Genomic DNA, 19,888 nt, shown 5'->3' with positions numbered 1-19,888 from the left:
TCAGACCGGCAGACCGACCACGAAACGCGCACCCAAGGGATCGGAGGTGATGTCGGCTTCGGTCGGGCGAATGTTCTCGGCCCAGATCACGCCGCCGTGGGCCTCGACGATCTGCTTTGAAATCGCGAGCCCCAGACCGGAGTTATTGCCGAAATGCTCTTCGGGGCGTTCGGAATAGAAGCGTTTGAAAATCTTCGCCAGTGCCTGATCGGGGATACCCGGACCGGTATCTTCGACCACGATCAACACGCGGTTTTCGCGCTTGCGCGCCCAGACGCGGATCGCATCACCGTCCTCGCAGAACGAAATGGCATTGGTGATCAGGTTCACGAAAACCTGCGCCAGCCGCGCTTCAAGCCCGTGCACGGTGATCGGATCGCGCGGCAGATCGACGATGAAATCAATGCCTTTCGATTTGGCGTCCTCGCCCAGATACTGCCCCAGATTGCCCAGCATCGTCATCAGGTCGAACGGCTCTTCCTCTTCCTTGACCAGCTCACTGTCGAGCCGCGAAGCGTTGGAGATATCGCTGACCAACCGGTCCAGACGGCGCACATCGTGGTCAATCACATCCAGCAGCTTCTCGCGCTGGTCGTCCCGCTTGACCAGCCGCAGTGTCCCCACCGCCGAGCGTAGCGATGCCAGCGGGTTCTTGATTTCATGGGCCACGTCGGCGGCGAACTGTTCGTTGCCATCAATGCGGTTGTAAAGCGCGCTGATCATGCCGCGCAAAGCCCCCGAAAGCCTGCCGATTTCATCCGGTCTGGCGGTCAGATCGGGAATGCGGATGCGGCCGGGGTTCATCTTGCGGGCATCTTTGTCACGCCCCAGTTCCGCCGCCGCGGCCAGATCGGCCAGCGGGTTGGCGATGGTCGACGCCAGAACAAGGCTCAGCCCGATGGACACCAGCGTTGCGATAATGAACATCTGCAACACGCGCTCGCGCTCGCCGCGCACGAGGCGGTCGATCTCGCCACTGGCAGACGCGATGGCGATGGCCCCGACAGGGGCACCGTTAATCTCGATCGGGGTTGCGACGGCCAGAAGCGTGCCACCCTGCTCGTCTGTCTCTTTCTTGATCTGCGCTTCACCCGACAGGCTGGCCGCGACCACCGGTTTCAACCGGTCCTCGATGCTCAGTTCCTGCACGTCGGCGTTGAAAGGGCTCGAGACAAGCTCCCACAGCCACGACAGACCGTCGGTCAGAAGCGCCTTGTCATTGTCAGTGATGGTTTGCGCATTGGCATTGGTAGGGGCCGCATATTCTGCCAGCAACGCGCCTTGGGTGTCGTAGACGAACACCTCGATCCCGCTGCGCAGGTCCAGCCCGCGCAAGGTGTCGGCCACGTCGATACCGGACGCTGAGGACAGATCACCGGACGTGCCCTCGGGCAGCCTGGCCTCCATCACATCGGCGATCAGTTCCGCTTCGGACACAAGCGAGGCGGCCCGTTGCAGGGCAAGACTGTCGCGCGACGAATTGAGATACAGGATGCCCGCAGCCAGCACATTCAACGCGATCAGGTTGAACGTGATGATCTTGCGCGTCAGCGGTGAGGCACGCAGCGAAAAAAGGCCTCGCCGTTCCCGACGCGCCCTGATCTCATTCGGTGCTGCGCTGTCCGGTGCGACCCAATCGTCGCCCAGAACAACATCACCTTCCCGCTTGGGCGGCTGCATATCGCGCACGAAACTCCCATCGGCCAATGCCATTGCTCAGATCACTCTTCGTTATATCTGTAGCCGATCCCGTAGAGCGTCTCAATCGCCGAGAATTCCTCATCGGCCGAGCGCATCTTCTTGCGCAAACGCTTGATGTGGCTGTCGATCGTGCGGTCATCGACATAAACCTGATCGTCATAGGCCACGTCCATCAGCTGATCACGCGACTTCACGAAACCCGGGCGTTGGGCCAGCGCCTGCAACAGCAGGAACTCGGTTACGGTCAGGGAAACATCCTTGCCCTTCCACGCCACCGCGTGGCGCAACGGGTCCATCCGCAGATCGCCACGTTCCATGACCTTGGTCTCTTCGGTTTCGCCAACCTCGTCAGTGGCGACCGCATCCTGACGGCGCAACAGCGCGCGAATACGCTCGACCAGCAGACGCTGGGAAAACGGCTTCTTGACGTAGTCGTCAGCGCCCATGCGCAGGCCCAGAACTTCGTCGATCTCATCGTCCTTGGACGTCAGAAAGATCACCGGCATCGCGGTTTTCTGCCGCAACCGCTGGAGCAGATCCATCCCGTCCATGCGCGGCATCTTGATGTCGAGAACGGCCATATCGGGCAGGCGCTTGTTGAAAGCGTCCAGTGCCGCCTGACCGTCGTTATACGTTTCCACCTCAAAACCTTCGGCTTCAAGAGTCATCGAGACAGACGTCAGGATGTTCCTGTCGTCGTCAACCAATGCAATTTTTGACATTGCCTGTTTCCTTGTGCTGCTCAATTTGTTTTTGCTTTTTGCGTCATTGACCACTCCTTTGCCGGTCGAATCAATCCAAAAGTGCGAATCGCTGGGATGTTCAGCCTCATTTCCGCCATAATTTGGTTAGGAATGACTAAATTGCCGCACATCTATTCTGCGCCGCTGCCCGCGTGCCCTGCCCTGCGCCCACGCGGATGGCGCATATACGGGCGCGGTGGCGCTACCAGCTCCGCTACAGGGGGCAAACGCAATTTTTGGTGGCGCTAACTGTCGAAAGCGACCTGTTCATTGCGCAAATCGTCATGTTATGAGGCCTTTATTAGGGAGCGGGCAGATTTTCGCATGCCTGCGCTCCTTCGCGATATCAGCGCCAGTCCGGCGCGCTTACAGGAGACTTCGCATGACAATCGGACGGGTAAACCCGAACTTCAGCCTCGATCACCAAGAGATCACAGGGCTTGGCGATGTCTATTATAACCTGATCGAACCGGACCTCATCGAACAGGCCCTCGCCCGCAAAGAGGGCCGTCTGGGCAAAGGCGGCGCGTTTCTGGTCAGCACAGGCAAGTTCACCGGCCGCTCCCCCAAGGACAAACATGTGGTCAAGACCGACAGCGTGACCGACACGATATGGTGGGAAAACAACGCCGCCATGTCCTCCGAAGGGTTCGACGCGCTCTATCAGGACATGCTCGCCCACATGAAGGGCCGCGAATATTTCGTGCAGGATCTGATCGGCGGCGCGGACCCGAAGCACGCGATCAATGTGCGTATGGTCACCGAACTGGCGTGGCACGGGTTGTTCATCCGGCACATGCTGCGGCGCCCCGACCGCGAAGAGCTGGATGATTTCATCGCGGATTTCACCGTCATCAACTGCCCCAGCTTCCAGGCCGATCCGGCCAAGCACGACTGCCGCTCCGAGACCGTGATCGCGATGAACTTCGATCGCAAGCTGATCCTGATCGGCGGCACCGAATACGCCGGCGAGAACAAAAAATCGGTCTTCACGCTGCTGAACTACCTGCTGCCCGAAAAAGGCATCATGCCGATGCACTGCTCGGCCAACCACGCCACGGGCAATCCCGTTGATACGGCCATTTTCTTTGGCCTGTCGGGCACCGGCAAGACCACGCTGTCCGCCGATCCCGACCGCACGCTGATCGGGGACGACGAACACGGCTGGTCCGACAACGGCACCTTCAACTTCGAAGGCGGCTGCTATGCCAAGACGATCAACCTCAGCCGCGAGGCCGAGCCGGAAATCTACGACACCACCACCAAATTCGGCACGGTGATCGAAAACATGGTCTACGACGAACAGACCCGCGAGCTTGATTTCGACGATGACAGCCTGACGGCCAACATGCGGTGCGCCTACCCGCTGCATTATATCTCGAACGCATCGGCCAAGGCGACGGGCGGGCATCCCAAGAACATCATCATGCTGACCTGCGATGCCTTTGGCACGCTGCCGCCCATCGCACGTCTGACGCCTGCGCAGGCGATGTACCACTTCCTGTCGGGCTTCACCTCCAAGGTGGCGGGCACAGAACGCGGCGTGACCGAGCCCGAGCCCACCTTCTCCACCTGCTTTGGCGCACCCTTCATGCCGCGGCGTCCCGAAGTCTATGGCAACCTGCTGCGCGAAAAGATCGCCGAACACGGCGCGACCTGCTGGCTTGTGAATACAGGTTGGACGGGGGGCGCCTATGGCACCGGATCGCGCATGCCCATCCGCGCCACTCGTGCCCTGCTGACCGCGGCGCTGGACGGGACTTTGGTGGCGGGCAAATTCCGCAAGGACGAAAACTTCGGCTTCGAGGTGCCCGTGGCGGTGCCCGGCGTTGCCGACATCCTGCTCGATCCGCGCCGCACCTGGGATGACGCCGCCGCCTACGACCGGCAGGTGGCCAAGCTGGTGGGCATGTTCTCCGACAATTTCGAGCAGTACCTGCCCTACATCGACGATGACGTGAAAGCCGCCTCCATCAGCTAGGCGCTCGGGACTTCAGACACGCAAAAGAGCCGCAGACCACACAGTCTGCGGCCCTTTTTCACTGGCGCGGCTTCAGGCCGCCATCGCCACCAGATCGTGCAGCGGCAGCTCCAGAATATAATGCAGGTCATCGCGGTCCATGTAGGCCATGAACCCCTCGACCGGCGTGTCATTGCCCCGCAGGAACCAACGCAGCGCGCCGGGCTGGGTGTGCATCCATCCCGTCCGCTCGGCCAGCCCCTTGAATGCAATCGCCTTGACCATGAAGGCGATGATGTGGTCGGGATCCCAATGCTGGATCGCCTCGAAAAACCCGTAGCGGCCCAGAACGCAAGACACCCCTTGCCCGCGCAGGCCCCCCTCTTCCGGCGCGATCCAGAATTCGCCGTGGTAGGCGACGCGCCCGTACATGCGCTTGGCGCCCGGTCCGGCACGGAACCGCGACCGCTCCAGATCCAGATCGACGCCCGACGGCGGGAATTCGCGGAAACGGTGGGTGAAATACTCCCCCACGCTCAACCCGTTCATATCCAGCATCCGCAGCGCCTGCGTGTGGACAATGCGCCCTTCGGCATTGCGCCCGACGATCCACAGCGCGTTCTGCGCCGTCATTTCGTGCAAATCAGGGTCGAACGGCGCCCCCAGAATATGATCAGGCCGGGCTTCGGCCAGAAGCGTGCGGTAGACTTCAAAGTCATAGCCGATCTCGAGCGTGACCCCGTATCTGCTGAAAATATCCGCACTACTGGCAACAAACCGGTCACCAGTTTTCATCGTGATCAATGTCATCCGAGTCGTCCCTTTGTTGAAAACTTCGGGACAGTATATCGCAAATCGGGGAAAGTTACCCGTCGTTTACCCTTTAGACGAGAAATCGACCTTGGCACGCTCCGGCATTCTGGCCAATTGGTCCGGGTCGAGCCCCGCGATCAACACCTCACGCGACCGGTCCACGACAGAAACAATCGCCGGTGACTGGTCCGGCAGACGCACCCCCATCAGCAACCGGTCGAAGAAGATATTCTCCAACTTTTCGCCATCGTCGGACGGCATCTTGGTCATCACCTGATCCAGCCGCAGACCCTGACCGTTGTTGATGTCCTTGAACGGCGCATTGGCGAGGCTCGCGAATTCCGCACCGCCGGGAAACTGGTTGAGATTGCTGCCCACGCTGCTGCGCGCACGCGCCCAACCGAACCAGTTCGAATAGAATGATTCGGCCCCGATCTCGAAGCAGATCCACCCCTCGTCCATCGCGCGATAGGTCAGAATATAAGGGCGCAACGGCGCCATATGCTTGCTTTCGAGCTTCCCCTCGGCAAGTGCCCAACATTTGATCGCCTGCTTCAACAGCGGCGATTCGTGCGCCCACAGCCGGTTCATCGGCTGTTCCTGCTGGTGATAGACCCAGCCTTTGTCGTCTTCGTAGCTGAACCGCATCATGCCATCGACATCGTCGAACTGGCCGCGGTACCACACTTCCCCCAAGTCGAGCAAAAGCTGCGCTGGCACCAGCGCCCGCCGCCCCTCCTGCGTCAGCTCGAACCGCCGGTCGCGGTTGTCGAACAGCCTCATTTCCATCGCGTCTTCAAGCTGCTGGATGTGGCGACGGACCGTCTGGCGGGTGGATCCCAAATCCTCCACCGCGCGACTGAGATTGAGGGTTTTCGCGAGTGCGACAAAAGAGCGCATCATCTCGTGCAGCAGTGCCGGAGACGCCTTGCCACTATTTTGGACCGTTTTTGCAGGCGGGCTTTCAATCATGTCGAAATGACTGTAAATAAATCACCCATTAGAGCAACAATAATCACCCATTTGGTGACCATTTTTGTGTGAAAAATTTATATACTTAAGCAATTGATCGAAGCGGCGAAATTTATGATCAAAAGAATAGCTACAACCAGAGGTTAGACACATGGCGCATCCAGTAGACGAACACGTTGGTCGGAAACTTAAACAGATTCGAACCCTCCGCAGGTTCTCTCAAACAGAGGTGGCCAATAAGCTCGGCCTCTCCTTCCAGCAGATTCAGAAATATGAAATCGGCTCGAACCGCATCGCGGCCAGCCGCCTTTTCGAACTCGCACAGATCTTCGACGTCTCGCCGTCGTATTTCTTCGAAGGTCTCTATGGTGACGAAAGCAGCGATGATCCGCGCCGCGACCCCGGTATGGAAATCGTGAACGCGCTCGCCGCGATTCAGGACGAAGCGGTCAAAACCCGCATTGTCACCTTCATCGAAGACGTGTCGGGCCTCACCGTCGCGCGTCAGGGCTGAGCTAACCGATCAGGGCACGTCGCAGAAGGTTCAAACCGGCGATCAACAGCACGACTAATGTAGCTTTTCGAAAAAGCTGTTGGTCAATGCGGTCCGAGACGCGCGTGCCCACCCACATCCCGACCAGCCCGGCGGGTATCATTGCGGCCGAAAATCCGACTGTTTCGGCCCGCAAAACCCCCGATCCGATGTGCGCCCCGACCAGCGCAATCGCGCCCAGACCGTAAATCACACCCTGCACCCGCATCTGGTCCGCCTTGGGCGTATCCAGCGCGGTCAGATAGGCAACGGTCGGCGCGCCCCAACTGCCCGACAATCCACCCAGCGCGCCGGTCACGGCACCGACGACCGCCTCGGTCCGCCGCTCCTGCCGCGCCAGACGGAAGGTCCAGCCCCCCAGCTGCACGGCCGCGAAAAACGTCAAAGGCACACCGATCACCAACATCATCACGCGGTCTGGAAACACCCGGACAAGCTGCGCTGCAGCAACGAGCGTGATGCCCCCGCTGATCAGGAACACCCGAAACCGCGCCGTGGACGCCCACGCCGCCCGCGGCCCCTGCCGCAGCGCCTGATAGGCATTCGTCGCCAGCGTCGGCAGGATCAGCCCCGCCAGCGCCAATTCCGGCGACATGAACACGGTCAGCCCTGAAATAAAGACCAAAGGCATCGCAAAGCCGACGATTCCCTTTACCAGCCCGGCCATCACCCCGACAAGGCAGGCCAGCATCAATTCACCAGTCGTCAGCAGCGGAAATAGCGTATCCATGGCCCTACATACCACTTGCCGGCACACAGGCACTGCATTTGCGCGGTAATTTTCGACCAAATTGACGCATCCAAACGTATCTTTGTTGCGCTGCACCTGCAAAAGGATTATTCCGACCCCAAGTTGAAAAGGAACGTGAATATGCCCCATGATGGACAGATGACTGCTGAGCCCGATCTCATCCTGAACGACCTTCTGGCGCTGACCGCTGCGGCTGTCGGTCCGGTCGAGGCGACGCTGGCCCGTGCGACCGAAACGGTCCGTGCCATGGTCACCGATGGCGGCCGCGTATCCAACGCGCTGGTGGAGCAGAACCAGACGGCGGCACATGGTCTGGCGTGGCTTGCAACATATGCACAATCCCTGCGCCAGATGCAGGCGTGGGCCGAAGCGCTCGCCGCCGATGGCAAATTCGGCGAAACAGAACAGCTGATCCACCAGATCGCCTTTGGCGAATACCTCTGGCAAATCTACGGCGGCATCCAGATGAACCAGGGCGAAATCGTCCGCCTTCAGGATCTGGGGCTGGGTCAGGAAGACCAGCGCGCCCTGATGGACCCCGCGATCATGCAGCTGACCCAGTTCGGCAACACCCAAGCGGTGCGCACCCGGCTTGTCGCCGCGATGCAGGAGCATTCCGCGAACATCACCGTTGGCGCGTCCGGTCTCGATGACGAGCTCGAGATGATCCGCGAGCAGTTCCGCCGCTACGCCATCGACAAGGTAGAGCCCCACGCGCACGACTGGCACCTCAAGGATGAGCTGATCCCGATGGAGGTCATCGAAGAGCTGGCCGAAATGGGCGTCTTCGGCCTGACCATCCCCGAGGAATACGGCGGCTTTGGCCTGTCGAAGGCCTCCATGTGCGTGGTGTCCGAAGAACTCTCGCGCGGCTACATCGGGGTCGGCAGCCTTGGCACCCGCTCCGAAATCGCGGCGGAACTGATCATCGCGGGCGGCACCGAAGAGCAAAAGCAGAAATGGCTGCCCGGGCTGGCCAGCGCCGAAACCCTGCCAACGGCCGTCTTTACCGAACCCAACACCGGATCGGATCTGGGATCGCTGCGCACCCGCGCGGTCAAGGACGGCGACACCTACAAGATCACCGGCAACAAGACGTGGATCACCCACGCCACCCGCACACAGATCATGACACTTCTGGCGCGCACCGATCCGGCCACCGACAATTACAAAGGCCTGTCGATGTTTCTGGCCGAAAAAACCCCCGGCACCGATGAAGACCCCTTCCCCACCCCCGGCATGACCGGTGGTGAAATCGAGGTGCTCGGCTACCGCGGGATGAAGGAATACGAGCTTGGCTTCGACGGCTTCGAGGTGAAGGAAGAAAACCTGCTCGGCGGCGAAGAGGGCAAGGGCTTCAAACAGCTGATGGAAACCTTCGAGAGCGCCCGCATCCAGACCGCCGCCCGCGCCATCGGCGTGGCACAATCGGCGCTCGATATCTCCATGCAATACGCCCAGGACCGCAAGCAATTCGGTAAGTCTCTGATCGACTTCCCGCGCGTCAGCTCGAAACTGGCGATGATGGCAGTCGAAATCATGATCGCCCGTCAGCTGACGTATTTTTCCGCCTTCGAAAAAGACGACGGCCGCCGCTGTGACGTTGAAGCCGGGATGGCCAAACTGCTCGGCGCCCGCGTCGCATGGGCCGCAGCCGACAACGGTCTGCAAATCCACGGTGGCAACGGCTTTGCGCTGGAATACAAGATCAGCCGCGTGCTGTGTGACGCCCGCATCCTCAACATTTTCGAAGGCGCGGCTGAAATTCAGGCACAAGTGATCGCGCGGCGCATTCTGGGCTGATTGTTGTTCCCTTCTTGCGGGCGCGCTCTTGTGGCCCGCCCGCGCTCTGCTAACCTCAACCCATGGCAGACACACGGCTTTCCGTCGAAAAATGGATCACCGCAGGCTTTGACGCGCTGCAAATGGCAGGCCCCAAGGCGCTGGCCGCCGAACCGCTTGCGCGCCGGCTCGGCACGACCAAGGGATCGTTCTACTGGCACTTCAAGGATGTGCCCACATTCCACGCAGCCCTGCTGCGCCAATGGCAGGCCGACGCACTCGCCGATGTGATGGACCTTCTGCGCTCTGACGGGGCGCCCGACGCCCGCCTGCGCCAATTCGGGTCCGGCATCCTGTCCAACCCGACGGAGGCCGCCCTGCGGGTCTGGGCGCATGGCGATCCGGCCGTGGCCGCGGCACTTGCGGAGATCGACGCAGAACGTCTGACCTACCTGCGCCACCTGCTCAAACAGTTCGGCCTGTCAAACCCCGGGTTTGCCCAGGCGCTGTTGGCGGCCCTCGCGGGTCTGCCGCAGCTGCACGGCGATACCGACCCCGCCGCCGCCTTCGACGCGCTCGTCGACACCGTAGTGGCCCTCGCATGAAGCTCGCCCTTCTTTCACTGGCCACCGCGGCACTGCTGGGCGCTTGCCAGGGCGACGAAACGGTGCGCGCCTACGGCGGCGCAGATCGGGTCTGGCTGCTCGAAACGCTCGACGGGGCCCCCTTCGCGGACCGCGCAACCCTGACATTTCCCGAAACCGGACGCATCGCCGGTGACGCGCCCTGCAACAGCTACACCGCCGCGATGACCGCCCCCTACCCGTGGTTTGACACAGGCCCCATCGCCGCCACCCGGCGCAGCTGTCCCGCTCTGGCCGCAGAAACCGCCTATCTCGCGGCACTGGATGCCGCCGCTCTTTCGGAAGTGGCAGGCGACACGCTGATCCTGTCAAACACCGACGGCCTGTCGATGGTCTTCAAAGCTGCCGAGTGAACGCATCCACATACCGTGCCCGCGCTTCGGGCAAGGGCTTGCCGCCCAGATCCGCGGCCAGATGGGCATCCAGAAAATATCCCGTGGTGCGAAAGGCCTCCGCGATCTCCGCATCCTCTCCCGCTCCCATCCCGCGCATCACCATCGGCAGGGGCAACAGCCGATCGGCCCAGTCCCCCGCCCCGTCGCGCGACACCGCCCGCCCCGACTTCGGCGAGACATAGCACAGATCCTGCGTCGCACCGGTCACCGCACAGGCCGTCAGGTCAAGCCCGTACCCCAACTCCTCGAGCAGCGCCATTTCCCAGCGCAGATAGGCAAGCGGCCATACATCCTGCTGACCCAACAAGTCGAGCAAGGCCTCCGTCCGGCGATAGAGCGGCAGATGGGGCTCGCGCTCGGGCAAGGCGAAACTGATCAGTCCGGTGACCGCGTTCAACCCCGCAAGGGTCATCCGCGATGCCATCGCATGGGCCGCACGGCTGCGCACGGGCTCGACACTGAACGCGCCGATATGCTCTTCCAGCCGCGCACGCCAGGCGACGTCCAGCTGCGCCCCCGGTTGCAGGATCGGCGCGATCTTGCGGCTTGTGCCGCCCCGCACGACCCCCGCATGACGGCCCTTGGTGGGCGTAAACACTTCAATGATCGCAGAGGTTTCCCCGTGGCGGCGCGTGCTCAGCAATATGCCCTCGTCGCGCCACTCCATCAGGCCAACCCCTCATCGTGGAGCAGATGACGCCCCAACCGGTCCTCGACCTCGATCACCCACAGATCGGGGTCAAACCCGCGCTGCCGGCCAATCGCCTCGTCCACGTCACGCTCCGCTCCGCTGGCCAACGCAACCCACTCCCGGTCGCCGGTCATGATGTCGAAGGACCGCTGGAACACACGCGCCTGCCCGTCAAGCGTGGCAACCTTGACCAACACGGCCCCGCCGGTGTCGTCCCCATGCGCAACCACAAACGCGGGAATATCCATCACCCGCAACCGCGCCAGATAGGCATCGACCCAAAAGCGGGCGGTCAACCGGGGCATGTCACACGGCCCTTCATCTTGCCCTTAAACTCAATCCCGCAGCCCCGGCCGGGCACAGGTCGCGCGTCGGGATCACCCGTTTCCATCCTTGAACTCCAGCCCCATCTCAGAATAGCGCTCGGCTTCCTCCAGCCAGTTGGGGCGAACCTTGACCTGCAAGAACAGATGCACGCGGCGGCCCAGAAACTCTTCCAGCTCCTCGCGGGCGGCCTTGCTCACGGCCTTGATCGTCTCGCCCTTGTGGCCCAGCACGATGCCCTTGTGCCCATCACGCACCACATAGATCAGCTGGTCGATCCGCGCCGAACCATCCTTGCGCTCTTCCCAGTTCTCGGTCTCGACCGTCATCTGGTAGGGCAGCTCCTGATGCAGGCGCAGGGTCAGCTTTTCTCGGGTCATCTCGGCGGCGATCATCCGCATCGGCAAATCGGCGATCTGGTCCTCGGGGTACAAAAACGGCCCCTCGGGCAATTCCGCCGCCAGCCAGCCGCGCAGCGCGTCAATGCCGTGGCCCCGCTCCGCCGAAATCATAAAGGTTTCCTCAAAGGCATAGCGGGCGTTCAGATCCTGGCTCAACCCCAACAGGACCGGGGCCTCGACACGGTCGATCTTGTTGATGGCCAGCGCCACGCGGCGGCCTTTCCCGATCTCGGCCAACCCCTCCAGAATGCGCTCGACCCCCTCGGTCACCCCGCGGTGCGCCTCGATCAGCAACACGATCACATCAGCGTCCGATGCACCGCCCCAGGCGGCGGCGACCATGGCACGGTCCAACCGGCGACGCGGCTGGAAAAGCCCGGGCGTGTCGACAAAAACGATCTGGCTGTCGCCCTCCATCGCCACGCCACGGATGCGCGCGCGGGTGGTCTGGACCTTGTGGGTCACGATGGACACCTTGGCACCGACCATGCGGTTGAGCAGGGTGGATTTGCCCGCGTTGGGCTCTCCGATAAGGGCGACGAACCCGGCGCGTGTGGTCATGTGACGTGCTCCAATTTGCTCAGCAGGCGACTTGCGGCATCCTGCTCTGCGGCGCGTTTGGACTTGGCGGTGGCACTTGCCTCCTCACCGGTCGACAGCCGCGCGGCTATGGTGAAAACCGGCGCATGGTCGGGACCACTGCGATCGATCTGTATGTATTTGGGCGGTTGCAACCCCCGGGCCTGCGCCCATTCCTGCAACGATGTCTTGGCGTCGCGGGCATCGTCCTTTACGGATGTCGTCCGGTCGCCCCACAGGGCCAGAACCACATCGCGCGCCGCGTCATACCCTGCGTCCAGATACACCGCGGCAATCACCGCCTCCATGGCATCGCCCAGCAGCGCCTGCTTGCGCCGCCCGCCCGACAACATCTCCGACCGGCCCAGCTTCAGCACCGCGCCCACATCGATGTCGCGCGCCACTTCGGCGCAGGCTTCCTTGCGCACCAGCGCATTGAACCGCGGCGCCATCTGTCCTTCGGTGGCCTGCGGATCCTGCGCCAGCAGCGCTTCGGCCATCACCAGCCCCAGAACCCGGTCCCCCAGAAACTCTAGCCGCTGGTTGTCATTGCGGTTGGGGCTCGACATCGACGCGTGGGTCACCGCCTGCCCCAGCAACGCAGGTCGGGCAAACTGATGCCCCAGACGCTTTTCAAACGCCTTGAGTTCGGCAGACAGCTTCACTCGACCCCTTTGAAGAAACGGTCGCCCCGCCAGGTCCAGAACGCCAGCATGGACCGCCCCGCAGAGCTGAACATGATCAGATCGGCGCGCCCGATGAGATTTTCGTACGGCACATAGCCGACACCGCCCGCGACCTGCACCAGACGGCTGTCGGATGAATTGTCACGGTTGTCGCCCATGAAAAAGTAATGCCCCTCCGGCACGGTATAGACGCCGGTGCGATCGGACGCCTGACCGCGGATGTTGAGCACCGGATAGCTCACCCCGTTGGGCAGCGTTTCGATGGCGCGTTCCTTGACACAGACGCCGCCCTGACCGACCGCCCCGTTGGCACAGGCGGGCAACAGCCCCTGCGAGCCCTGACGCGCGTAGATTTCCTCGAACGTGCCGTCATCGACCTGCGGCACCGGCGTGTCGTTGAGGATGATCTGGCCATCGGTGATCTGGATCTTGTCGCCCGGCAGCCCGATCAGACGCTTGATATAGTCACGCCCCGATACAGGGTGACGGAACACCACGACATCGCCGCGCTCGGGCTCACCACCCCAGATGCGGGTGTTGTCGCCATCGAGAAATCCGCAGATGTTCTTGGCGTCGATATTGATGCCGAAGTTCGGCAGGATGATGCTGGGACACGACGCATAGGAATAGCCATAGGCCATCTTGTTGACGAACAGGAAATCACCGATCAGCAGCGTCTGCTTCATCGATCCCGACGGGATCCAGAACGGCTGGAAGAACAGCGTGCGGAAGACACCTGCGATCAGCAGGGCATAGACCACCGTCTTGATCGTCTCGATAATGCTGTTGCCTTTTTTCTCTTCCGTCTCGGCCATGCGGCGCGTCCTTTCGGGGATTTGGTTTGAGGTTACATGCGCAGGGTGCGCGGGACTGTCAAGCGTTGCGGGGTGGCGGCGGGCGCAACACGGCCGTCCTCGGCCACCGCGAACTCACGGCTCAACGGGGCGGGCCTCGATCACCACAAAGGCCTGCGCCCAGGGGTGGTCGTCGGTCAGGGTGACGTGAATGATCGCCTCATGGCCCGGCGGGGTCATCGCGGCCAGCCGCTCGGCGGCCCAGCCGGTCACCTGCATCACCGGCTGGCCGGTGCGCAGATTGCTCACCGCCATGTCGCGCCAGCTGATGCCCATGCGCAGCCCGGTGCCCAGCGCCTTTGAGCACGCCTCCTTGGCGGCCCAGCGTTTGGCATAGGTGCCCACGGTGTCGCGCCGCCGCTCGGCCTTGTTCTGTTCGACCTGTGTGAAAACGCGGTTGCGAAACCGGTCGCCAAAGCGGTCAAGCGTGCCCGCGATCCGCTCGATATTGGCCAGATCAGTGCCGATGCCGAGGATCATGCCGATCCCTCAGCCACCCTGCCGCGCCTCGTCCATCAGGCGGCGCATCTGCGCAATGGCGGGCTCCAGCCCCAGAAAAATCGCCTCCCCGATCAGGAAATGCCCGATGTTGAGCTCCATCACCTCGGGAAAGGCGGCCACCGGCGACACCGTGTCATAGGTCAGCCCGTGACCGGCGTGCACCTCCAGCCCAAGCTCCTTGGCAAAGGTCGCCATCTCGCCCAGCCGCACCAGTTCGGCCTGCGCCTCGTCCATCCGGCCCTCGGCGTGGGCATCGCAATAGGCGCCGGTGTGCAGTTCGATCACCTCTGCCCCGATGCGGTGGGCGGCTTCGATCTGGCGCTGTTCGGCGGCGATGAAGATCGACACACGGCTGCCCGCCTCGCGCAGGGGGGCGATGAAATGCGCCAGCCTGTTTTCTTCGCGGGCCACTTCCAGCCCGCCTTCGGTCGTGCGCTCCTCGCGCTTTTCGGGCACGATGCAAACGGCGTGGGGCTTGTGGCGCAGCGCGATTTTCTGCATCTCGTCGGTCGCCGCCATCTCGAAGTTGAGCGGTACCGTCAGCACCTCCATTAACCCTTCGATATCGGCGTCCGAGATATGGCGACGGTCCTCGCGCAGGTGGGCGGTGATGCCGTCGGCGCCCGCCTCTTCGGCAATCCGGGCCGCGCGCAGCGGATCGGGATAGGCGCCGCCACGGGCGTTGCGCACGGTGGCGACGTGGTCGATGTTGACCCCCAACCTCAGTTTTTCAGACGCGGCCATGCCGGCCCTCCCTTTCACGTATCCTTGACGGCCTTCTCGGCCTTGCGTTTGCTTTCGTTCTTGGCCGCGGCCTTCGCCTTGAGCGCCTCGAACTTGGCCTTGATCATGCCGCGACGGCGCTTCTGGTAGGCGCGGATCACCGGCACGGACAAGTAATAGGCGATCGTGCCGCAAATGATACCGGGCAAAATGCCGCCAATCATATAGGGATAGAACACCTCGTCCCAGAACCGCGCAAGCCCGTGCCAATCGGTTTCATGGTCGGTAAAGATCGCCACGAAATTATGGCGCAGGTCCGCCCCCGCATCGACGAATTTGCCGCCAAAGGACCGCTGGACCGCCTCGTCCATCTGCGTGCCCAGCAGCCAATGCCCCGTCGACAGCGACGCGATCCCGATGGGCACATAGGTCAGCGGATTGCCAAAGAACGTCGCCATCAGCGCGGCCAGCACATTGCCCCGCATCCCCCGCGCCACCAGATAGGCCACCAGAAAATGCAGCGTGTAGAACGGCGTGAACGTGGTGAATACCCCCGCCCAGATGCCCCGCGCAATGCGTTCGGGGCTGTCGGGCAACCGGCGCATGCGGTGCTTGACGTAATGGAACGCGCGCGTCCACCCGCCCCGCGGCCAGAGAAATTCGAACACCGCGCGAAAGAAAGGTTTGGGGTCGCGCCGCTTGAAAATCACGCGAGCCCCTCCGCCGCCAGCGGCGCGGGATCGGCCCCTTGCGGCCGGCGATATCTCGTAATCTCTGCCACGTCGTTCTCGGCCTCAAGCGTCAGCATCAGCGAATGCAGATGGGCCGCATCACGGACCTCCACATGCACCAGCAGGCGGAAGAAATCCGGTTTGCGCTCCACAAAGTTCAAGTCCGAGATATTCGCGGCCGCTTCACCGATCAAGGTGCAGATGCGGCCCAAAACGCCGCGGTCGTTGCCAATGGTCAGGTCAAGCGTTGCGCCATATTCGGCCGGATGGCTGCCGTCGTGCCAGCGCAGGTCCAGCCAGCGTTCGGGCTGGTCCTCGTAAATGCTCAGCCGGTCGCAGTCGATGGCATGCAGGGTGACCCCCTTGCCGCGGAAAGTGATCCCCACGATGCGTTCACCCGGCAGCGGCTCGCAACAGGGCGCGCGGTCGAATTTCTGGCCCGGTTCCAGACCGATCACGGCGCGGCGGCTATCGATTTCGTCGCCACCGTTTTCGGCCAGTTCGGGATAGACCGACTGCACCGTTTCGCGCCCCGTCAGCTCCGCACTGCCCAGACGTTCCAGCAGCGCATCAACCCCGCCCAGCCGCATGTTCTTGGCCGCGGTGGCCAGCACCTTGTCGGTGGCCTTCTTGCCGATGTGTTCGAACGCGGAGCGGGCCAACTCGCGGCCCAGCTTGATGAATCTTTCGCGGTCAACCTCGCGCAGGGACCGGCGGATCGCGGTCTTGGCCTTGCCGGTCGTCGCGATGTCCAGCCACGTGGCCTGCGGCGTCTGGCCCTCGGCGGTGATGATCTCGACCGACTGGCCGTTCTTGATCCGGGTCCACAAAGGCACGCGGATGCCGTCGATCTTGGCCCCGACACAGGCCGACCCGATGCGCGTGTGGATGGCATAGGCAAAATCAATCGGCGTCGCCCCGCGCGGCAGCTTGATGACCTCGCCCTTGGGCGTGAAGCAGAACACCTTGTCGGTGTACATCTCCAGCTTGACCGCCTCGAGAAAGCTCTCGTGGTCGTCCTCGCTGTCGAACTGTTCGGTCAGCTCCGCAATCCAGCGGGCCGGATCAACGGCGAACGGGTTTTCCGACCGCACGCCTTCCTTATAGGACCAATGCGCCGCCACGCCCGTCTCGGCCACATCATGCATCGCCTGCGTGCGGATCTGCACCTCGACACGCTTGCCGTCGCGGCCCGACACGGTGGTATGGATCGACCTGTAGCCGTTGGTCTTGGGCTGGCTGATGTAGTCCTTGAAACGGCCCGGCACCGCCCGCCACCGCCGATGGATCGCGCCCAGCGCGCGGTAGCAGTCCTCCTCGGAGGCGGTGATGATGCGGAACCCGTAAATGTCGGACAGCCGCGAGAAGGATTGCTCCTTTTCCTCCATCTTGCGCCAGATCGAATAGGGTTTCTTGGCACGTCCGAACACCTCGGCCTTGATGCCCACCCCTTCGAGCTCCTTGTGCATGTCCGCGGTGATGCGCTGGATCACGTCGCCCGCTTCTTTCTGCAGGGTGATGAAACGGCGGATGATCGACGCCCGCGCCTCGGGGTTGAGCACGCGGAACGCCAGATCCTCAAGCTCCTCGCGCATCCATTGCATGCCCATCCGGCCCGCCAGCGGTGCAAATATGTCCATGGTCTCGCGGGCCTTCTGGGCCTGCTTTTCGGGGCGCATCGCCTTGATCGTGCGCATGTTGTGCAAACGGTCCGACAGCTTCACCAGAATGACCCGCAGGTCCTTGGCCATCGCCATGAACAGCTTGCGGAAATTCTCGGCCTGCTTGGTCTCGGTCGAGGTCAGCTGCAGGTTGGTCAGCTTGGTGACCCCGTCGACCAGCTCGGCCACCTCATCGCCAAACCTCTTGGCCACCTCGCCATAGGAGGCCTTGGTGTCCTCGATCGTGTCGTGCAGCAATGCGGTGATGATGGTCGCGTCATCCAGCTGCTGCTCGGCCAGAATGGCCGCAACGGCAACGGGATGCGTGAAATATGGCTCGCCGGAATGGCGAAACTGACCCTCGTGCATTTCTTCGCCATAGGCAAAGGCATCGCGGATCAGCTTCTCGTTCGTTTTCGGGTTGAAGCCTTTGACAAGGCGGATCAGGTCGTCGGCAGTGGTTGTCATGTTCTGCCTCTAAGCGCGCCTGATGGCGGGAGGACGTACTCCGCCGTTACCCTTGACCCTGCGCTGCCATCAGCTGACGCAGCAACATTTCTTCGGACATGCTGTCTTCTTCGGGCTTGTCCTGCTCGGCACCCATCAAAAGCGCCATGGCGTCTTCTTCGGGTTCGTCGACCTCGATCTGGGTCTGGTTGCTCTCGATCATCCGCTCGCGCAGATCATCGGCGGCCTGTGTCTCTTCCGCAATCTCGCGCAGCGACACGACAGGGTTCTTGTCGTTGTCGCGGTCCACAGTCACGGCGGAACCCGCGGAAATCTCGCGCGCACGGTGCGCGGCCAGCATAACCAGTTCAAACCGGTTCGGGACTTTATCCACACAATCTTCGACGGTGACGCGGGCCATTGGATGCTCCAATACAACAGGGATCAGACAGAAAGCGTTACTTAGGGCGCATCGGGGCGATTTACAAGCAGGTTTTCATAGCGCAACGACCTCTGCGCGGGCCTGCGACGGAAGGTCATCGCACATCTCGCGGACGCTGCGGCCCAGCACGGGATGCACCCAGTCGGGCGCCACATCGGCCAGCGGCACCAGCACAAACGCGCGCTCGTGCAGCCGCGGATGCGGCACGATCAACTGCGTCGGCGTCTGCTGCATCTGCGCCTCCAGCGGCAGATTGCGCCAGTATGCGTGGGTCTGCGCGTCCGGCAACACGGTCTGCCCCACCCCCAGCAGATCCAGATCCAGCGTCCGTTCGCCCCAGCGCTCGCGCCGCGTGCGGCCCATCAGTGATTCGACCTCGTGCAAAACCTCGACCGCCTGCTGTGGCGACCACGGCGCGTCAAGCACAATCGCGGCATTCACAAAATCCGGACCGTTACCCGCGGGAAACGCGGGCGTGCGGTAGAATCTGCTGCATGCGCGAATCGCGGCACCGCGATTTTCGATAGCCTCAAACCCCGCTTGGATAATTTCCACCGGCCCGCCTGACGTAGACGCTCTATTTGACCCTACGGCAACCAGCAGTTGCGCGCCTGTAATGGGCGGAGAACCGCCAAAGTTCCCCTCAGTTATCGCTTGCGACATCAATAATTTCCCGTATGCCTGCGCCTACAACGACAATTTGGCGCCCGTGTAAAAGTAATTGTGCCATCATGTCCGGTCGCGCAAGCCCGGACCATTTCGAAATTCAGTGCCGCAAACGGCACAAAAAGGAACGAGACATGTTCTACAAAGATGAGCGGCTCGCGCTCTTCATCGATGGATCAAACCTTTACGCCGCGGCAAAAACGCTCGGCTTTGACATCGACTACCGCCTGCTGCGGCAGGAATTCATGCGCCGCGGCAAGATGCTGCGCGCCTTCTACTATACGGCGCTGCTCGAAAACGACGAATATTCCCCGATCCGCCCGCTGGTCGACTGGCTGCACTACAACGGCTTCACCATCGTGACCAAGCCCGCCAAGGAATACACCGACAGCATGGGCCGCCGGAAGGTGAAGGGGAACATGGACATCGAACTGGCCGTCAACGCGATGGAACTGGCCCCGCACGTGGATCACATCGTGATCTTCTCGGGCGACGGCGATTTCCGTCCGCTGGTGGAGTCGCTGCAGCGTCAGGGCGTGCGCGTCTCGGTTGTATCCACCATCCGCAGCCAGCCCCCGATGATCTCCGACGAACTGCGCCGCCAGACCGATAATTTCATCGAACTGGACGACCTGCGCGACGTCGTGGGACGCGCCCCGCGCGAGACACCGGCCTCCGGTTCCGAAGACTGAATTTCCAGCTTCCAAAAAAATTTCCCCGGCCGTCCGAAGACGACCGGGGCCGTGAATTCTTAAATTATCAGGCAAAAAATGCACACGCATTTACGTGCTGCCCATCTTTTATGTTAACAGAATATTAAGATTTTGCTCCCCCCAAAATTGGGGGTTATTTATCAGGAATTACCTTT

22 protein-coding genes are annotated in these 19,888 nt (G+C 62.1%); 6 read left to right on the top strand and 16 right to left on the bottom strand.

From position 1 onward, the window contains the following. Both K3756_RS02660 and K3756_RS02655 read right to left on the bottom strand, forming a co-directional pair. Complete coding sequence (locus tag K3756_RS02660; RefSeq protein WP_259990636.1) at nucleotides 1-1,713, bottom strand: sensor histidine kinase; 1,713 nt, start codon at nucleotides 1,711-1,713, stop codon at nucleotides 1-3. Nucleotides 1,714-1,721: 8 nt separating this feature from the next. Further along, nucleotides 1,722-2,423, bottom strand: a complete 702-nt coding sequence (locus K3756_RS02655) for a response regulator transcription factor (protein WP_259990634.1) — start codon at nucleotides 2,421-2,423, stop codon at nucleotides 1,722-1,724. A gap of 403 nt (nucleotides 2,424-2,826) precedes the next feature. Here K3756_RS02655 and K3756_RS02650 point away from each other — a divergent pair, with 403 nt between their 5' ends. After that, nucleotides 2,827-4,425 carry a phosphoenolpyruvate carboxykinase gene (locus K3756_RS02650; protein WP_259990632.1) on the top strand — a complete coding sequence of 533 codons (1,599 nt, stop codon included), beginning with the start codon at nucleotides 2,827-2,829 and terminating at the stop codon, nucleotides 4,423-4,425. Nucleotides 4,426-4,497: 72 nt separating this feature from the next. Here the strand turns inward: K3756_RS02650 and K3756_RS02645 are convergent, their stop codons facing one another. After that, nucleotides 4,498-5,214 (bottom strand): hypothetical protein, encoded by a 717-nt coding sequence (locus K3756_RS02645; RefSeq protein ID WP_259990630.1) that lies wholly within the window; start codon nucleotides 5,212-5,214, stop codon nucleotides 4,498-4,500. A 66-nt stretch (nucleotides 5,215-5,280) separates the two neighbouring features. Next, nucleotides 5,281-6,189, bottom strand: a complete 909-nt coding sequence (locus tag K3756_RS02640; RefSeq protein WP_259990628.1) for a LysR family transcriptional regulator — start codon at nucleotides 6,187-6,189, stop codon at nucleotides 5,281-5,283. Nucleotides 6,190-6,340: 151 nt separating this feature from the next. Between K3756_RS02640 and K3756_RS02635 the strand changes: the two genes are divergently transcribed. Beyond that, on the top strand, nucleotides 6,341-6,703 hold the full coding sequence (locus K3756_RS02635; protein WP_259990626.1) for a helix-turn-helix domain-containing protein: 363 nt from the start codon (nucleotides 6,341-6,343) through the stop codon (nucleotides 6,701-6,703). Between the two features lies 1 nt (nucleotide 6,704). Here K3756_RS02635 and K3756_RS02630 read toward each other — a convergent pair whose 3' ends face one another. Continuing rightward, the gene (locus tag K3756_RS02630) at nucleotides 6,705-7,472 is read right to left on the bottom strand and encodes a sulfite exporter TauE/SafE family protein (protein ID WP_259990624.1); all 768 of its coding nucleotides are present in this window, start codon (nucleotides 7,470-7,472) and stop codon (nucleotides 6,705-6,707) included. 141 nt (nucleotides 7,473-7,613) lie between these two features. On the opposite strand from K3756_RS02630, the gene K3756_RS02625 reads away from it, so the two are divergent. From K3756_RS02625 to K3756_RS02615, 3 genes are all read left to right on the top strand, one after another. After that, nucleotides 7,614-9,296, top strand: coding sequence for an acyl-CoA dehydrogenase family protein (locus K3756_RS02625; protein WP_259990622.1), 1,683 nt, complete (start codon nucleotides 7,614-7,616; stop codon nucleotides 9,294-9,296). A 62-nt stretch (nucleotides 9,297-9,358) separates the two neighbouring features. Beyond that, nucleotides 9,359-9,880, top strand: coding sequence for a TetR/AcrR family transcriptional regulator (locus K3756_RS02620; RefSeq protein WP_259990620.1), 522 nt, complete (start codon nucleotides 9,359-9,361; stop codon nucleotides 9,878-9,880). Next, the gene (locus K3756_RS02615; protein WP_259990618.1) at nucleotides 9,877-10,272 is read left to right on the top strand and encodes an META domain-containing protein; all 396 of its coding nucleotides are present in this window, start codon (nucleotides 9,877-9,879) and stop codon (nucleotides 10,270-10,272) included. Before K3756_RS02620 ends, K3756_RS02615 begins: the two co-directional genes overlap by 4 nt. On the opposite strand, the gene recO is transcribed toward K3756_RS02615, so the two are convergent. From recO to folK, 11 genes are all read right to left on the bottom strand, one after another. Beyond that, nucleotides 10,256-10,981, bottom strand: a complete 726-nt coding sequence (recO, locus tag K3756_RS02610; RefSeq protein ID WP_259990616.1) for a DNA repair protein RecO — start codon at nucleotides 10,979-10,981, stop codon at nucleotides 10,256-10,258. The two genes, K3756_RS02615 and recO, sit on opposite strands and share 17 nt — an antisense overlap. Next, nucleotides 10,981-11,310 (bottom strand): DUF1491 family protein, encoded by a 330-nt coding sequence (locus tag K3756_RS02605; RefSeq protein WP_259990614.1) that lies wholly within the window; start codon nucleotides 11,308-11,310, stop codon nucleotides 10,981-10,983. Before K3756_RS02605 ends, recO begins: the two co-directional genes overlap by 1 nt. Before the next feature lie 72 nt (nucleotides 11,311-11,382). After that, a complete protein-coding gene (era, locus tag K3756_RS02600) occupies nucleotides 11,383-12,291 on the bottom strand; it encodes a GTPase Era (protein WP_259990612.1) in 909 nt (302 codons plus the stop codon). After that, nucleotides 12,288-12,974, bottom strand: a complete 687-nt coding sequence (gene rnc / locus K3756_RS02595; RefSeq protein WP_259990610.1) for a ribonuclease III — start codon at nucleotides 12,972-12,974, stop codon at nucleotides 12,288-12,290. Before rnc ends, era begins: the two co-directional genes overlap by 4 nt. After that, complete coding sequence (gene lepB / locus K3756_RS02590) at nucleotides 12,971-13,810, bottom strand: signal peptidase I (protein ID WP_259990608.1); 840 nt, start codon at nucleotides 13,808-13,810, stop codon at nucleotides 12,971-12,973. Before lepB ends, rnc begins: the two co-directional genes overlap by 4 nt. Nucleotides 13,811-13,924: 114 nt before the next feature. After that, nucleotides 13,925-14,329 (bottom strand): holo-ACP synthase, encoded by a 405-nt coding sequence (gene acpS, locus K3756_RS02585; protein ID WP_259990606.1) that lies wholly within the window; start codon nucleotides 14,327-14,329, stop codon nucleotides 13,925-13,927. Nucleotides 14,330-14,338: 9 nt separating this feature from the next. Next, nucleotides 14,339-15,094, bottom strand: a complete 756-nt coding sequence (locus K3756_RS02580) for a pyridoxine 5'-phosphate synthase (RefSeq protein WP_259990604.1) — start codon at nucleotides 15,092-15,094, stop codon at nucleotides 14,339-14,341. 14 nt (nucleotides 15,095-15,108) lie between these two features. After that, a complete protein-coding gene (locus K3756_RS02575) occupies nucleotides 15,109-15,783 on the bottom strand; it encodes a DUF2062 domain-containing protein (RefSeq protein WP_259990602.1) in 675 nt (224 codons plus the stop codon). Continuing rightward, nucleotides 15,780-17,933: a bifunctional (p)ppGpp synthetase/guanosine-3',5'-bis(diphosphate) 3'-pyrophosphohydrolase gene (locus K3756_RS02570; RefSeq protein WP_259990601.1), complete on the bottom strand. Its 2,154-nt coding sequence runs from the start codon at nucleotides 17,931-17,933 to the stop codon at nucleotides 15,780-15,782. Before K3756_RS02570 ends, K3756_RS02575 begins: the two co-directional genes overlap by 4 nt. Before the next feature lie 46 nt (nucleotides 17,934-17,979). Further along, nucleotides 17,980-18,333 (bottom strand): DNA-directed RNA polymerase subunit omega, encoded by a 354-nt coding sequence (gene rpoZ, locus K3756_RS02565; protein WP_259990599.1) that lies wholly within the window; start codon nucleotides 18,331-18,333, stop codon nucleotides 17,980-17,982. A 75-nt stretch (nucleotides 18,334-18,408) separates the two neighbouring features. Next, nucleotides 18,409-19,017: a 2-amino-4-hydroxy-6-hydroxymethyldihydropteridine diphosphokinase gene (gene folK / locus K3756_RS02560; RefSeq protein ID WP_259990597.1), complete on the bottom strand. Its 609-nt coding sequence runs from the start codon at nucleotides 19,015-19,017 to the stop codon at nucleotides 18,409-18,411. Between the two features lie 137 nt (nucleotides 19,018-19,154). On the opposite strand from folK, the gene K3756_RS02555 reads away from it, so the two are divergent. After that, complete coding sequence (locus K3756_RS02555; RefSeq protein ID WP_259990595.1) at nucleotides 19,155-19,712, top strand: NYN domain-containing protein; 558 nt, start codon at nucleotides 19,155-19,157, stop codon at nucleotides 19,710-19,712. Nucleotides 19,713-19,888 lie beyond the last annotated feature (176 nt).

The organism is Sulfitobacter sp. S190 (assembly GCF_025141935.1).
In the GTDB taxonomy this organism is placed as follows: domain Bacteria; phylum Pseudomonadota; class Alphaproteobacteria; order Rhodobacterales; family Rhodobacteraceae; genus Sulfitobacter.
Note: the sequence above shows the minus strand (reverse complement) of the source record. Positions and strands in the feature narration are given on the sequence as shown.

Bases quoted from the DNA above. Each gene is read 5' to 3' on its own strand.
- recO (WP_259990616.1), bottom strand. From the start codon at position 10,981: ATGGAGTGGCGCGACGAGGGCATATTGCTGAGCACGCGCCGCCACGGG.
- acpS (WP_259990606.1), bottom strand. From the start codon at position 14,329: ATGATCCTCGGCATCGGCACTGATCTGGCCAATATCGAGCGGATCGCG.
- K3756_RS02660 (WP_259990636.1), bottom strand. From the start codon at position 1,713: ATGGCATTGGCCGATGGGAGTTTCGTGCGCGATATGCAGCCGCCCAAG.
- K3756_RS02620 (WP_259990620.1), top strand. From the start codon at position 9,359: ATGGCAGACACACGGCTTTCCGTCGAAAAATGGATCACCGCAGGCTTT.
- era (WP_259990612.1), bottom strand. From the start codon at position 12,291: ATGACCACACGCGCCGGGTTCGTCGCCCTTATCGGAGAGCCCAACGCG.
- K3756_RS02625 (WP_259990622.1), top strand. From the start codon at position 7,614: ATGCCCCATGATGGACAGATGACTGCTGAGCCCGATCTCATCCTGAAC.
- folK (WP_259990597.1), bottom strand. From the start codon at position 19,017: ATGTCGCAAGCGATAACTGAGGGGAACTTTGGCGGTTCTCCGCCCATT.
- rpoZ (WP_259990599.1), bottom strand. From the start codon at position 18,333: ATGGCCCGCGTCACCGTCGAAGATTGTGTGGATAAAGTCCCGAACCGG.
- K3756_RS02650 (WP_259990632.1), top strand. From the start codon at position 2,827: ATGACAATCGGACGGGTAAACCCGAACTTCAGCCTCGATCACCAAGAG.
- K3756_RS02640 (WP_259990628.1), bottom strand. From the start codon at position 6,189: ATGATTGAAAGCCCGCCTGCAAAAACGGTCCAAAATAGTGGCAAGGCG.
- K3756_RS02655 (WP_259990634.1), bottom strand. From the start codon at position 2,423: ATGTCAAAAATTGCATTGGTTGACGACGACAGGAACATCCTGACGTCT.
- K3756_RS02630 (WP_259990624.1), bottom strand. From the start codon at position 7,472: ATGGATACGCTATTTCCGCTGCTGACGACTGGTGAATTGATGCTGGCC.
- K3756_RS02555 (WP_259990595.1), top strand. From the start codon at position 19,155: ATGTTCTACAAAGATGAGCGGCTCGCGCTCTTCATCGATGGATCAAAC.
- K3756_RS02635 (WP_259990626.1), top strand. From the start codon at position 6,341: ATGGCGCATCCAGTAGACGAACACGTTGGTCGGAAACTTAAACAGATT.
- K3756_RS02615 (WP_259990618.1), top strand. From the start codon at position 9,877: ATGAAGCTCGCCCTTCTTTCACTGGCCACCGCGGCACTGCTGGGCGCT.
- K3756_RS02570 (WP_259990601.1), bottom strand. From the start codon at position 17,933: ATGACAACCACTGCCGACGACCTGATCCGCCTTGTCAAAGGCTTCAAC.
- K3756_RS02645 (WP_259990630.1), bottom strand. From the start codon at position 5,214: ATGACATTGATCACGATGAAAACTGGTGACCGGTTTGTTGCCAGTAGT.
- lepB (WP_259990608.1), bottom strand. From the start codon at position 13,810: ATGGCCGAGACGGAAGAGAAAAAAGGCAACAGCATTATCGAGACGATC.
- K3756_RS02605 (WP_259990614.1), bottom strand. From the start codon at position 11,310: ATGCCCCGGTTGACCGCCCGCTTTTGGGTCGATGCCTATCTGGCGCGG.
- K3756_RS02580 (WP_259990604.1), bottom strand. From the start codon at position 15,094: ATGGCCGCGTCTGAAAAACTGAGGTTGGGGGTCAACATCGACCACGTC.